Below are 13,696 nucleotides of genomic sequence, written 5' to 3'. Positions count from 1 at the left end.
CCGCGTGGGCCCGCACGCGACCAGGCAGCGCGTAGGCCCCCGCGTCAGCGCTGGAGCCGGTGTGCGGCGGCCAACGACGCGGCGCGGTTCGGGGCGGCGGCCGCGGTGAGTGCGTGCTGCGGGGCCGCCGCGCCCTGGATCACGACGGGCTTGAAGGTCCCGGTCCAGACATCCGTGGAATCGAGCGGCGCGAGGCTGTTCGCCTCGACCAGGACGGGCCGGAAGCGGTCGCCCGCCAGGGTCATCCCCTCGTAGTCGCCCAGGAAGTGGCCCCATCCCGCGTACGGCGCGGCCTCCCAGTCGAAGACGGCCGAGATGCGGCGCTCGGCCGGGAACTCCTCGCCGCCGCGCGGGAAGGTGACCAGCCACGCGGCGGTGGGCAACGTGGTGGTGTCGGTGGGGGTCAGGTAGCGCACGTCGTAGTAGCCGACCGCCACCGTCCCGTGCCGGTCGACCGCGATCGACGGGGTGAACGCGGGGGCGTTCGGGGCCTGGTTGATCCGGGTCGGCCCGGACCAGGTGCGGCCCCCGTCGGTGGAGTGGGTGAGTTGGATCGCGTCGTAGGCGCCGCCGGTGAAGTCGGTGCCCTCGTAGGCGACATACAGCTCGCCGGTCTCCGGATCGATGGCCGGACTGGGCAGCCCACTGCCGCCGCGCAGCGCCTTGCTCGGATCGGTGGGCGCGTTGGGGTGCACCTCCAGGATCCCGGTGTCCACCGCGACGGTGACCGGCTTGGTCCAGTGCTCGCCCTGATCGGTCGAACTCACCACCGCGTAGTGCAGATCGGTGGCCTGCGTGCCGGTGGCGTCGGAGTAGGTCTGCCACTCGAAGAAGTCGTACAGGGTCCCGGTGCGCGCGTCGGCCACGATCACATTGCCGATGGTCTGCGAGTTGGGAATCGCGCCCGTGTCCACGAACGGCCGGGCCGGCGACCAGGTCTTGCCGTGGTCGTGGGTGATCGCTAGGTAGGCGGGCCCGTTGTAGTGCGCGTTCGGCCCGGTGGCGACCTGGTCGATGCGGTCCCACACCTGGTACGCGGTGCCCGGCCGGCGCGGGTCGGCGGTCACCGAGTTCTTGTCGTTGGTGATGGTCGCGTCGTTGTCGGCGATCACCGAGCGCAGGTCCTGCCAGGTACGGCCGTTGTCGTAGGTGCTCGCGGCGGTGACCCCGTTGCGCGGGCCGTTCGCGTCGAAGCTGAGGCCGCTCGCATAGGCGACACCGTCCGGGCCGTAGGACACCCACGCGTCCGAGCCGCGCTCGTACTTCGCGCCGCCGGGCGCACACGCGCTGAACGGCAGCGGGGTCTCGGTGAAGTGCACCCCGTCGGTGGTCGAGGAGGACATCAGACCGCGGGCGCCGCCGTTGGACCAACGGTCCTGCTGGAACACCGTGATGGTGTGGTCGGGGTGTCGCGGGTCGACCGCGACGTAGGGTTCGACCTCGGCGGAGGGCGCATTGACCCCGGTCCCGGAGGCGCCGATCCGGCAGTTCGCGTACGGGTCGCCGGGCGAGGCCGATTGAAGCGGTTGACCGGCGGCCCCGGCCGGGCCGGCGGCCAACGGCGTGACGCACAGCAGGATCGCGGTCGCCGCCGCCCAGGTTGTTCGCATCCGCATGACGGATCCCTTCGATCGGTCAGGAAACCGATACGCCTGTTCTCACTGGTGCGAAAGAGCGGTACCTACGCGTACGAGGCGAGATGTTGTCAGGCCGACGAAGCACCCGACAACACCGTGAACGGTACGAACTTCCGTCCCGTGGCAAAGACTTCGTATGCGCCGAGCCGCCGGCAGCGGTCCGCGTCCACTGGCCTCGTCGGCGCCGCGCGGCTCTCCGCCGGCCTTCGCCCGGACCGTACGTTCGGGCGGAACCGGCCCGAGCGGTTACGGCCGCGGCAGCTCCGACGAGGTCGGCGGGATGTGCCACCGGTAGATGTACTCGGGGCGGCCGGCGCCGCCGTAGCGCGGTTCCCGGGAGACCAGTCGGCGGGTGGACAGGTGGTCCAGGTAACGGCGGGCGGTGGGGCGGGAGATGCCCACCGCGTCGGCGATGTCGGCAGCCGACGTCGGTGCCCCGCTGCCCAGTTGCGCGACGATCGCCTCGAATGTCGCGGCGGCCAGCCCCTTGGGCAGCGGCGACGCATCCGAAGTGCGGCGCAGCGCGGCGAACGCGCGGTCGACGTCCTGCTGCCCGGTGCCGGCCGGCACCGTGTCGGGTGCGCCGATCCGGCGGCGGTATTCCGCGTAGCCGTCCAGGCGTTCGCGGAACGCGGCGAACGAGAACGGCTTCAACAGGTATTGCACGACGCCCAGGGACACCGCCGAGCGCACCAGGCGCAGGTCGCGCGCCGAGGTGACGGCGACCACGTCGGCCTCGTGGCCCTGGGCGCGCATCGTCCGGCACAGGTCCAGGCCGTGCAGGTCCGGGAGGTAGAGGTCGAGCAGGACCAGGTCGACCCGGCGGGTGGACAGCAGGCGCAGTGCCTCGGTACCGCTCCCGGTGACGCCGACCACCTCGAAGCCGGGGACGCGGCCGGTGAAGACGGCATGCGCGTCCGCCAGGACCGGGTCGTCCTCGACCACCAGGGTGCGAATCACGCGTCCCCCTGCGGGCGTTGGCGGGGTACGGCGGGCAGGCGCACGGTGAACACCGCGCCGCCGGCGGTGCCCCGGGCCACCTCCACGGTGCCCGCGTGCCGGGCCACGGTGGCCCGGACCAGGGCCAGGCCGAGCCCGCGACCCTGCGAGCCGTACGCCTCCTTGGTACTCCAACCGCGTTCGAAGACCCGGGCGGTGAGCGGCTCGTCGATACCGGGGCCGCTGTCGGCCACCCGCAGCAGCAGGCCGCCCGCGCCGTCCGCGTCCGGATCCGCGCCGACGGTGACCTGTACGGTGCGCGGCGGCGGTGCGGACACCGCGGCGTCGATCGCGTTGTCGACCAGGTTGCCGAGCACCGTGACCAGGTCGCGCGGGTCGAATCGGGCGGCCAGCGCGTCGAGCGGGTTCGCCGCGTCCGGGTCGTCGCGGTCCTGGTCCGCCCCGCCGGTCACGGTCAGCTGCACGCCGCGTTCGGCGGCCTGCGCGTGCTTCCCGAACAGCAGGGCGGCCAGGGCCGGTTCCTGGACGGCGGTGGTGAGTTCGTCGGCCAGGTCCTGGGCGGCGGCCAGTTCGCCGGTGGCGAAGCGGATCGCCTCGTCGCCGCGCCCGAGTTCGACCAGCGCGACCACGGTGTGCAGCCGGTTGCCCGCCTCGTGCGCGGACGCGCGCAGTGCGTCGGCGAAGCCCTTGACCTGGTCGAGTTCGCCGACCAGGGCGCGCAGTTCGGTGTGGTCGCGGAAGGTGGCCACCATCCGCCCGTCGCGTCCGGTCGGGCTGATGTTGACCGCGAGCGCGCGGGTGCCGCACAGGTGTATCTCGTCGCTGACGGTGCGGCCCGCGGCGAGCGTGTCGGCGAGCGCCTCGTCCAGGCCGAACGTGCCCACGTGCCGCCCCTCCGGCTCGGCCGGCAGGTCGAGCAGGCGCACCGCCTCGTCGTTGGCCAGCACCAGGCACCCGGCGGCGTCCACCACGAGCAGGCCCTCGCGGACCGCGTGCAGGACCGCGTCGTGGTGCTCGTATACCCGGCGCAGTTCGACCGGCCCCAGGCCGAGCGTCTGCCGGCGCAGCCGGTGGTGCACCGCCATGCTCGCCACGCAGGCCAGCGCGAGGGCGCCGGCGGCGACGGTGAACAGCAGCGGGATGTCCTCGCCGATCAGCGCGTCCACGTGGCGATTGGTCACCCCGACCGAGACCAGCGCGGCGGGGCGGCCGTCGGGGCCGCCGGGGACCGGGACCACGGCGCGCACGGACGGGCCGAGGGATCCGGTGTAGGTCTCCGTCGAGGTGCGGCCGTGCGCGGCGGCGTCGATGTGGCCCAGGAAGTTCTTCCCGATCCGGGTCGGGTCGGGATGGGTGTAGCGGATCCCGGCCACGCTCATCACCACCACGAAGTCGACGTCGTTCTCCTTGCGGATCGCCTCGGCGATCGGTTGCAGCCGGGCGGTCGGGTCGGCGCTCGTGGCCGCCTCGGCCACTCCGGGGGAACGGGCGAGGGTGCGCGCCACGTCCAGCGCGCGCTCGCGGGCGGTCTCCTCGCCGGAGCGGCGCACGACGTGGAAGGCCACGCCGGCGCCGGCCACGACGAGCAGCAGGACGAGGGCGAGCTGCCACAGCAGCACCTGCCGGGCGATGCTCTGGTTCGACACGTCCGAATTATCGATGCACGTCCACCCCGGCGCGCAAGGCCCCCCGATATCCACGTTTCACCGTATTTCCGGCGATTCGCTCGGATTCTTCCCACGCTTCTCTAGCTGCTGCTCCAGCTGCTTCTCTCGGTGCCTTCTCCGGTGCCTCCTCCGGTGCCTCCTCCGGTGCTTCTTCCGGTGCGCGTAATGCGCGTAAGCCCCCGAGGACTGCGACGGCGCGCCACTCTACGACGCGTAACCCGCTGTTACGCCGATGTTTCCGCGTCCCGACCGAACGACGCGAGCCGGCCGCAGCACGCAGCCCGCCCCACACCCTCGACCGGGAGGCCCCTGATGTCCCAGGCCACCGCGACCGCTCAGGTCGCCGGTACAGCACGGCAACCGTGGTACACACGGCTGTACGTATGGGTGCTCGTCGGCATCCTCGCCGGCGTCGTGGTCGGCGCCGCGTGGCCCGGCACCGGCGAGCAACTGCGCCCACTGGGCGACACGTTCGTCAACGCGATCAAGATGATCATCACGCCGATCATCTTCGTCACCGTGGTGACCGGGATCGCCGGCGTGGAGAGCCTGCGCAGCGCCGGCCGGATCGGCTGGAAGTCGCTGGTCTACTTCGAGGCGCTGACCACCGTCGCACTGATCCTGGGGCTCGTGGTGATGAACGTGCTGCGCCCCGGCGACGGAGTGCACGCCCAGGTCGGCTCGATGAAGGTCTCCTCGACCGCGCAGGGCTACATCGACAAGGGCGAGGCGCAGTCCTGGTGGCACTTCCTCACCGATCTGGTGCCGAGCAGCGTGGTGGGCGCGTTCGCCAACGGCGATGTGCTCCAGGTGCTCTTCTTCGCGGTGTTGTTCGGTATCGCGATCAAGCTGGTCGGACCGCCCGCCGCGGGCATCGCGGTGGGGGTGGAGAAGACCGGGCGGGTGTTGTTCGCGGTGTTGCGGATCGTGATGTACGCGGCGCCGGTCGGTGCGTTCGGCGCGATGGCGTTCACCGTCGGGAAGTATGGGATCGACACGCTGACCAGCCTGGGCAAGCTGGTCGCGATCTTCTACGGGACCAGCCTGTTCTTCGTGCTCGTGGTGCTCGGCGTGGTGCTTGCGGCGATCCGGCTGAACATCCTGCAGTTGTTGCGCTATATGAAGGACGAGTTGCTGATCGTGCTCGGCACCTCCTCCAGCGAGTCGGTGCTGCCGAGGGTGATCACCAAGATGGAACACCTGGGCGTACCCCGCCAGGTGGCCGGGCTGACCGTGCCCAGCGGCTACTCGTTCAACCTGGACGGGACCTGCATCTATCTGACGCTGGCCGCGCTCTATGTCGCGCAGGCCACCGACACGCCGCTGTCGCTCGGGCAACAACTCGGGCTGATCGGCGTGTTGTTGCTGACCTCCAAGGGGGCGGCGGGGGTGACCGGTTCGGGGTTCATCGTGCTGGCCGCGACGTTGTCCACGGTCGGTCACGTGCCGGTGGCGGGGATCATGCTGATCTTTGGCATCGACAAGTTCATGAGCGAGTGCCGGGCGCTGACCAACGTGTGCGGGAACAGCGTGGCCAGCCTGGTGGTGGCCGCGTGGGAGGGCGTGCTGGACCGGGACCGGGCCCGGAAGGTGCTCGCCGGCGAGCCGGTGCCGCCGCTCCCGGGCATCCAGGAGGTCGCCGAGATCGCCGAGGTCACACCATCGGTCGTGGCGTCCGCGGGCGTCGTGATCGAGAAGTCGGCTCCGGGTCCGCTTCCGGTTTCGGGCCCGCTTCCGGGTCCGGTTCCGGATTCGGGTCCGGATTCGGGCCCGCTTCCGGTTCCGCAGGCGGCGGCGGGGTCGGCCCCCCGGTGATCTCGACGCCGGCGCCGATCGTGGCCGGCAGCGGCCCGGCGGGCAGCGGGCGGGTGGTGGCGTCGCTGAGTTTGACCAGTATCGCCACCAACAGCCAGTTGGCCAGGGTGGAGGAACCGCCCTGGGCCAGGAACGGCAGCGCCTTGCCGGTCAGCGGGATCAGCCCGGTGACGCCACCGGCGACCACGAACACCTGCAGGATCAACGCGGTGGCCAGGCCGGCCGCGAGCAGCTTCCCGAACGGGTCGGTCAGCGCGAGCGCCGTGCGCAGGCCGCGGACGGCCAGGAGGGTGTAGAGGACCAGTACGGCGGTGACACCGGCCAGGCCGAGTTCCTCGCCGACGGTGGTGAGGATGAAGTCGCTGCGGCCGGCGAAGCCGATCAGCTCCGGGTGGCCCTGGCCCAGTCCGGTGCCGACCAGGCCGCCGCTGCCGAAGCCGAACAGGGCCTGCGCGCCCTGTTCGGTGATCAGGCCGGGCGGCGGGTGCGGCAGGTAGATGTCCATCGGGTGCAGCCAGGCCACCACCCGGCCGTGCACGTGCGGCTCGAACTTGCCGACCACGGCCGCGCCGAGGCCGGCCAGAAGTAGGCCGAGGATCAGCCAGCTGGTGCGTTCGGTGGCGACGTAGAGCATCACCACGAAGATCCCGAAGAAGATCAGCGACGTACCCAGGTCGCGCTCGAAGATCAGCACCAGCAGGCCGGCGATCCACACCGCCAGCACCGGGCCCAGGTTGCGCCCGCGCGGCAGTTCGATGCCCAGGAATCGGCGACTGGACAGGGCGAGCGCGTCACGGTGCACCACGAGGTAGCCGGCGAAGAACACGGTGAGCGCGAGTTTGGTCAGCTCGTCCGGTTCGAAGGACAGGCCGCCGAGCCGGATCCAGCGCTTGGCGCCGTAGGTGTCGCCGGGGAAGAACGCGGGTGCGGCGAGCAGCACCATGCTGCCCGCCATCAGCAGGTAGGTGTAGCGCTGGAAGAGCCGGTGGTGCTTGACGAAGACGGTGACGCCGATGAACACGGCTATGCCGATGGTCAGCCACAACACCTGGCCGGACGCGGCGGGTGTCGACTTGTACGTCTCCTTGTAGGAGATGTCCAGCCGGTGTACCAGAACCAGACCGAGCCCGCTGAGCAACACGGCGAGTGGCAGAATCAGCGGATCGGCGAAGCGGGCGTAGCGCCGCACGGCCAGGTGCGCGGCCAGCGGCGGTACGCACAGCCCGACCAGGTGCAGCACGAATCCGTGCGGAAGCCCACCGCGCAGCGCCAACTCGGTCTCCACGCCGGCGTAGGTCGACACCGCGATCGCGCCCAGGACCATGAACAGCTCGATATTGCGCAACCGATGGGCCCGGGCCGCCAACTGCTGGTCATCCATCCGCACGCCTGTTCCATTCGTCATCCGGACACGCCGTCGCGGCGCGGTCGTGCTGCAATGGACGCGCGACGCAGAGTACTGGTTGCTCAATTGCGCAACAAAGCAACTGTAATTCGCCCGACGGTCGATCGTCACGATCGGGTTGTCCTCACACGCCGGACGGGCTGGGCACGGTGTCCCGCCGTCGCGCGGGCACGCGACCTGCGGCCCGCTTGTCCTCAAGCGCCGGACAGGCTGGGGTTGTCGGCCCGCCGTCGCCTCGGCGGGCGGCCTGCGGCCTGCCGTCCTCAAACGCCGGACGGGCTGGGCACGGTGTCCCGCCGTCGCGTGGGCACGTGGCCTGCGGCCCGCTTGTCCTCAAACGCCGGACGGGCTGAGGGTGGCGACCTGCCGTCGCGTGGGCAAGCGGCTTGCGGCCCGCCTGTCCTCAAACGCCGGACGGGCTGACAGTGTTGCGACCCACCATCGTTTCCACACGTGGCCGGTGGTCTTCCGTCATCAAACGCCTGACTGCGGATGGGACAGCGGCCTCACAACTCCAGCCTGTCCGGCGTTGGGGGCCACTTGCCGACGCGAGGGCGGCTGACAACTCCAGCCCGTCCGGCGTTTGAGGACGGCCGGCCGCAGGCCGCCTGCGGACGCGACGGTGGGCCGACAACCCCAGCCCGTCCGGCGCATGAGGACAGGCCGGCCGCAGGCCGCCCGCCGAGGCGACGGTGGCCCGACAACCCCAGCCCGTCCGGCGTTTGAGGACAGGCCGGCCGCAGGCCGCCTGCGGACGCGAGGGTCGGCCGACAACCCCAGCCCGTCCGGCGCATGAGGACAAGCGGGCCGCAGGCCGCCCGCCGAGGCGACGGTGGCGCGACAACTCCAGCCCGTCCGGCGTTTGAGGACAGGCGGGCCGCAGGCCGCCCGCCGAGGCGACGGTGGCCCGACGACCCCAGCCCGTCCGGCGTTTGAGGACAGGCGGGCCGCAGGCCGCCTGCGGACGCGAGGGTGGGCCGACAACCCCAGCCCGTCCGGCGCTTGAGGACAACCCGGCCGCAGGCCGCCCGCCGAGGCGAGCGTGGGCCGACAACTCCAGCCCGTCCGGCGAGTGAGGACCACCACCTAGACTGGTGTCCTTTGCACGGACCGGCAACGGCCGGCAGTGGACGGGAGAACGACTGTGGCGTCAGCGGTCCGCGACTTCGAGGACCCGCCGGTCGAGGTGTTGGCCGAGGCGGCCGGCGCCTTCGGATTGCTGGCCTCGCCCGCACGCCTGCACATCGTCTGGGCGCTGGCCTGCGGCGAGAGCGACGTGACCGCGCTCGCCGAGCGGGTGGGCGGCGCCCTGCCCGCAGTGAGCCAGCACCTGGCCAAGCTCAAGCTGGCCGGCCTGGTCCGTTCCCGTCGCGAGGGCCGCCGGGTCGTCTATCTCGTCGACCACCCCGACGTCGTGATCATGGTGCGCTGGCTGATCGAACGCCTCGTCGAGCGCGCCGAGTCCGAGGCGGTGCCGGGGCGGGTTCGTGGCCTGGGCGCCTGAGGTCGTCCCCGGGTCCGGCGCGGGGGGCGGTGCCCAGGACGCCGTAGACCTGGTCGGCACGACCGGCCGAGTACCCGGCCCACGCTCGGGCCGACGCGGGAGCGGCGCCGCGGCCGATGCCGCGCTCGCCGAGGTCGCGGCCGGCTCGTCCGCCCTCGAACTGCTGCGCGTCCTGGACAGTGGCCCGCGCGGGCTGACCGACGCCGAGGCCGACGCGCGACTGCTGCGGCACGGCGAGAACACCATGGCCGGCCGCCGCCCACCCACCCTGCCGCGCCGCTTCGTGCGCAGCGCGGGCGACCCGTTCACCGCCGTCCTGCTCGGGCTCGGCCTGGTCTCCGCCGCGGTCGCCGCCTGGACCACGGCGTGCGTGATCGTGGTCCTGGTCGTGGTCAGCTGCGCGCTGCGCGCCGCCAGTGAGCACCGCGCCGAGCGGGCCGGCGGCGCGCTGCGCCAACTCGTGGCCACCACCGCGACGGTGCGCCGCCGCGAGGAGACGGGCGGTCCGGATCCGGTGCCCCGCGAGGTCCCGGTGGACCAGCTCGTACCGGGCGATGTGATCCGCCTCGGCCCGGGCGACCTGGTGCCGGCCGACGTCCGGCTGCTGCGCGCAAGTGGGCTGACGGTCTATCAGGCGGCGCTGACCGGTGCCTCCGCGCCGGTGCCCAAACATCCGGTCGAACAGCCGGTCGCGCAGCCGTCGGGCGAGGCCGCGACGCCCGTGTTCGACCGACCCCACCTGTGCTTCCAGGGCAGCAGCGTGGCCTCGGGCAGCGGCACGGCGGTGGTCTACGCGACCGGGGCGAGCACCCGCTTCGCCGGCACCCCGCGCGGGCGTTCCGGGCCGCCGCGCCGCCGGGCGACCGCGTTCGACCGTTCGGTGCACGGGATCTCCTGGACGCTGATCCGCTTCATGCTGGTCACCCCGGCCCTGGTGCTGCTCGCCGACTCGGTGGTGCGCGGCCGGGGCCTGGCCACGCTGCCGTTCGCGGTGGCCGTCGCGGTCGGACTGACCCCGGAGATGTTGCCGGTGATCGTGACCACGACGCTGGCCCGGGGTTCGCGACTGCTGGCCCGCGAGCACGACGTGATCGTCAAGCGGCTGCCCGCACTGCACGACCTGGGTGCGATCGACGTGTTGTGCACCGACAAGACCGGCACCCTCACCCAGGACCTGCCGGTCCTTGACTGCCACCTCGACCCGGCCGGACGCGCCGACCCCAGCGTGCTGCACTGGGCCGCGCTGAACAGCTGGTGGACGCTGCAACTGGCCGACCCGCCGGTACCGGACGCGCTCGACGAGGCGGTGCTGGCCGGGTTCGAGCTGTCCTCCGTACCGCAACCCGAGCCGGACGACCACGCGGTGGGCGGCCAGGCACCGCACGATCAGGTGCCGGGCGGCGGCGGGCTGTACGCGGTGCCCGAGGACCCGGCCGACTACGACGGCGTCGCCGCGTGGCCGTTCGATCCGATCCGGCGCACCTCGTGTGCCGTGGTCCGGCGGCCGGGCCGGGCCGGGCCGCTGACCGTGGTGGTCAAGGGCGCGGTGGACGACGTGCTCGACCGGTGCGCCCGGGTCGAGCTCGACGGCGTGGTCCGCGAGTTGGACGACGCCGCCCGGGCCGACGCCGAGCGGCTCGCCGAGCAACTGGCCGCCGACGGCCTGCGGCTGCTCGCGGTCGCGCTGACCGAACGCCCGGCCGGCACCGACGTCGAGGACGCCGCCGACGCACGCGGCCTGACCCTGATCGGCTTCGTCGGCCTGCGTGACGCGCTCGCGCCGACCGCCGCCGACGCGTTGGCCGTACTCGCCGGGCGGGGTGTCGCGGTCAAGGTGCTCACCGGCGACCTGCCCGGTACCGCCGCGCGGATGTGCCGCGACCTGGGCCTGGACCCCGGCGAGGTGGTCACCGCCGACCGGATCGACGGGCTCGACGACGCCGCGCTGACCCGCCTGGCGGCCGACCACACGGTGTTCGCCCGTTGTACGCCCGAGCACAAGGCACGGATCGTGCGCGCCCTGCGGGCCGGCGGGCATACCACCGGCTTCCTCGGCGACGGCGTCAACGACCTGCCCGCGCTGCACGCGTGCGATGTCGGGATCTGCCCCCGAGACGCGGTGGACGTGGCCCGGGAGAGCGCCGACGTGGTGCTGGTGTCCAAGGATCTCGGCGCCATCGACGGCGCGATCGTCGCCGGGCGGCGCAGCACCGACACGATCGCCGGCTATCTGCGGATCACCCTGTCCTGCAACCTCGGCAACGTGATCGCGATGTTGATGGCGGGCCTGCTGCTGCCGTTCCTGCCGATGTTGCCCGCGCAGGTCCTGGTGCAGAACATGTGCTTCGACGCGGCGCAGGCGGCGTTCGTCTTCGACCGCCCGGCCGCCGCCGCGCTGCGCCGCCCCGGCGCGCTGAATCCGCGCGAACTGCTGCGCTTCATCACCGGATTCGGCCTGCTCAACGCGATTGCCGACCTCGCCACCTTCACGCTGCTCGTGCTGATGGTGCATCAAGGCGGTGAGGTGGACCAGGAGGCGTTCCACGCGGGCTGGTTCACCGAGAACCTGCTCACCCAGGCGCTGGTGATCCTGCTGCTGCGGGCCGGACGCGGCGCGGCCCACGGCAGCGTGTCCACGCCGATCCTGGGCGCCGCCGCCGCGCTGGCCGGGATCGGGGTGTTGTTGCCGGTGTCCCCGGTGGCGCCGACGCTCGGGATGGCGCCGCTGCCCGGCGCGTACTACCTGGCGCTCGCCGGGGTGCTCGCGCTGTACGCGACGGCCCTGACGCTGGTGCGCCGGCGTTACGATCGGCGGCAGGGGAATCGGGCCTGATCCGACCTGCTGTACGAGCCGAGGGGGTTGTACAGTTGCGCAAGACGGCAAGTATTGTGTCGACATCGGCCTGCCCAGGCCCGCAATGTCCCGCGATGTGCAAGTAGGGGAGTGGCGATGCTTCGCAACGGGTTGGAGCCCGGACACCTGCTGGTCCTGGCGATCGTGGTGATCATCCTGTTCGGATCCCGGAAGTTGCCGGACACCGCCCGCGCGCTGGGCCGGTCGATGCGCATCCTCAAGAGCGAGGCCAAGGCGATGCGCGAGGAGGACCCGCCGAAGCCGGCCGCCGCCGAGCCGCAGCCCGAGGCCGCCCGCGTGGTGCAGGCCGCCCCCGGCGACGCCGGCACGGCCCGCGCGGTCTCCGCCGAGCGCGAGGCCTCTCCCAACCGGCGCTGAAGCCGGCCGCCGCTGAACCCGACCGCCCGCGCCGCGTGTTCGACGCGGGCGCGGGCGGATCGATCGGGCAGGGTCAGAGGGTGCAGGAATTTACCGAGTCCGTGCCCGACGGGGGTACCGGGACGGTGTGGCTCGCGGGTGGTGGCGTGCCGCTGCCGGTCCAGGCGGCGAGCGCGTCGAAGGCCGCCGCGAAGCACGGCGCCATCGGGCGAACCAGTTTCGGGAACGCCTGGTAGAGGCCGTCGGCGTGGGTGCCGTTGGTGATCCGGTAGTAGCGGTGCAGCCCGCCGCGCCCCGCGTCGTCGATCATCCCGGCGTACGTGTCACCGCTCTTCGTGATCGGCAGCAGCGCGTCGAGGGTGCCCTGGAGGCTGATCAGCGGGCGCTTGATCCGCCCGGTCAGGGACAGTCGGGTAACCGTGCGGTGTACGGCGGCCGGCCGGTCGGCGTAGACGTAGTCGGCGTCGCAGCCCGGCATGGTGTTCGCCGGGCAGAACGGGATGCCCGCCTCCTGCGCGCCGTCGTACCCGGGGTCGACCTCCTCGCGCAGGATCCGCTGCAGCGGGTCCCACAGGTTGCGGTAGTGAAACTCCCAGGTCGGCTCGGAACCGACCGGGTAGCCGGCGGCGTACATCGCCTCGGCGGCGCCCGGTTCGCCGGCGCGATACCTCGGATACGCGCGCAGTGCGGCCGGGGCGGTGTCCAGGATGTTGGGCGAGTCCGGGGTGAGCAGCAGGCCGTGCATCTCGATGCCGGCGGTGAACAACTCGGGATGGTGTTCGAGTTGCCAGCGGACCAGGTAGCCGCCCGCGGAAGCGCCCGCCGCGTACGTGGTCGTCGGCCGCCGACCGTAGTGCCGCGCGGCGACCCGCTTGGCCGCCACGGTCAACTCGGTGACCCGCCGATGCCATTCGGCGATCGCCTCGCCGGGGCGCACGCCGTCCTGGTGGATCTTGGGACCGGTGTTGCCCTTGTCGGTGGCCGCGTAGGCGAAACCGGCGGCGAGTACGTGGTCGGAGATCAGCCGGTCGTTGGCGTATTGCGCACGCAGACCGGGCGGGCCGGCCACGACGAGGCCGCCGTTCCACTTCTTCGGCAGCCGGATGACGAACTGACTGTCGTGGTTCCAGCCGTGGTTGGTGTTGGTCGTCGAGGTGTCCGGGAAGTAACCGTCGAGCTGCACACCTTCGACGCCGGACGGGTTGTGCGTGCCGGGTGCTTCCAGGCCGGCCCAGTCGGCCGGATTGGTGTGCCCGGACGGGATCGTGCCGGTCGTGGTCAGGTCGGCGAGGCAGGCGCCGATCACCTTCGCCGCGCCGGGCACGCGGACCGTGCAGGGGGAGCCGGCGAGCGGGTCGGCATCGGCGGCGGTCGAGCCGAGCGTCGCGGTCAGCAGCAGTGCCGCGGCGACGGCCAGGAGGCGGGTCGGTTTGGCCAACGGATTGCCCTTCGTGGGGTGTTCGTGGGGTGTTCGCC

8 protein-coding genes and 1 pseudogene are annotated in these 13,696 nt (G+C 72.3%); 4 read left to right on the top strand and 5 right to left on the bottom strand.

Annotated elements, in window-relative coordinates; translation table 11 throughout:
• Positions 1–44: 44 nt before the first annotated feature.
• The 3 genes from ABIA38_RS08410 to ABIA38_RS08400 form a co-directional block, all read right to left on the bottom strand.
• Entirely contained in the window at positions 45–1,616 is a 1,572-nt protein-coding gene (locus ABIA38_RS08410) for a sialidase family protein (protein ID WP_424637826.1), read from the bottom strand.
• Between the two features lie 267 nt (positions 1,617–1,883).
• On the bottom strand, positions 1,884–2,597 hold the full coding sequence (locus tag ABIA38_RS08405) for a response regulator (protein WP_424637825.1): 714 nt from the start codon (positions 2,595–2,597) through the stop codon (positions 1,884–1,886).
• Positions 2,594–4,243, bottom strand: a complete 1,650-nt coding sequence (locus tag ABIA38_RS08400; protein WP_424637824.1) for a sensor histidine kinase — start codon at positions 4,241–4,243, stop codon at positions 2,594–2,596. Before ABIA38_RS08400 ends, ABIA38_RS08405 begins: the two co-directional genes overlap by 4 nt.
• A 186-nt stretch (positions 4,244–4,429) precedes the next feature.
• Between ABIA38_RS08400 and dctA the strand changes: the two are divergent.
• Positions 4,430–5,809 (top strand): annotated as a pseudogene (gene dctA, locus ABIA38_RS08395) (C4-dicarboxylate transporter DctA); the annotation flags it as partial.
• 109 nt (positions 5,810–5,918) lie between these two features.
• Here dctA and ABIA38_RS08390 read toward each other — a convergent pair.
• Positions 5,919–7,460, bottom strand: coding sequence for an FtsW/RodA/SpoVE family cell cycle protein (locus ABIA38_RS08390; RefSeq protein WP_424637853.1), 1,542 nt, complete (start codon positions 7,458–7,460; stop codon positions 5,919–5,921).
• A 1,168-nt stretch (positions 7,461–8,628) separates the two neighbouring features.
• Between ABIA38_RS08390 and ABIA38_RS08385 the strand changes: the two genes are divergently transcribed.
• The 3 genes from ABIA38_RS08385 to tatA all read left to right on the top strand — a co-directional run bounded on the left by ABIA38_RS08385 (position 8,629) and on the right by tatA (position 12,220).
• Complete coding sequence (locus ABIA38_RS08385) at positions 8,629–8,988, top strand: ArsR/SmtB family transcription factor (RefSeq protein WP_424637823.1); 360 nt, start codon at positions 8,629–8,631, stop codon at positions 8,986–8,988.
• Positions 8,972–11,821 (top strand): HAD-IC family P-type ATPase, encoded by a 2,850-nt coding sequence (locus ABIA38_RS08380; RefSeq protein ID WP_424637822.1) that lies wholly within the window; start codon positions 8,972–8,974, stop codon positions 11,819–11,821. The genes ABIA38_RS08385 and ABIA38_RS08380 overlap by 17 nt, the downstream gene beginning before the upstream one ends.
• A gap of 117 nt (positions 11,822–11,938) precedes the next feature.
• A complete protein-coding gene (gene tatA / locus ABIA38_RS08375) occupies positions 11,939–12,220 on the top strand; it encodes a Sec-independent protein translocase subunit TatA (protein WP_424637821.1) in 282 nt (93 codons plus the stop codon).
• A 73-nt stretch (positions 12,221–12,293) separates the two neighbouring features.
• Here tatA and ABIA38_RS08370 read toward each other — a convergent pair whose 3' ends face one another.
• Complete coding sequence (locus ABIA38_RS08370; protein WP_424637820.1) at positions 12,294–13,658, bottom strand: tannase/feruloyl esterase family alpha/beta hydrolase; 1,365 nt, start codon at positions 13,656–13,658, stop codon at positions 12,294–12,296.
• Positions 13,659–13,696 lie beyond the last annotated feature (38 nt).

Origin of the sequence: Embleya sp. AB8 (assembly GCF_049739465.1) — a bacterium.
GTDB lineage: Bacteria > Actinomycetota > Actinomycetes > Streptomycetales > Streptomycetaceae > Embleya.
Note: the sequence above shows the minus strand (reverse complement) of the source record. Positions and strands in the feature narration are given on the sequence as shown.

Bases quoted from the DNA above. Each gene is read 5' to 3' on its own strand.
- ABIA38_RS08410 (WP_424637826.1), bottom strand. From the start codon at position 1,616: ATGCGGATGCGAACAACCTGGGCGGCGGCGACCGCGATCCTGCTGTGC.
- ABIA38_RS08390 (WP_424637853.1), bottom strand. From the start codon at position 7,460: ATGGATGACCAGCAGTTGGCGGCCCGGGCCCATCGGTTGCGCAATATC.
- tatA (WP_424637821.1), top strand. From the start codon at position 11,939: ATGCTTCGCAACGGGTTGGAGCCCGGACACCTGCTGGTCCTGGCGATC.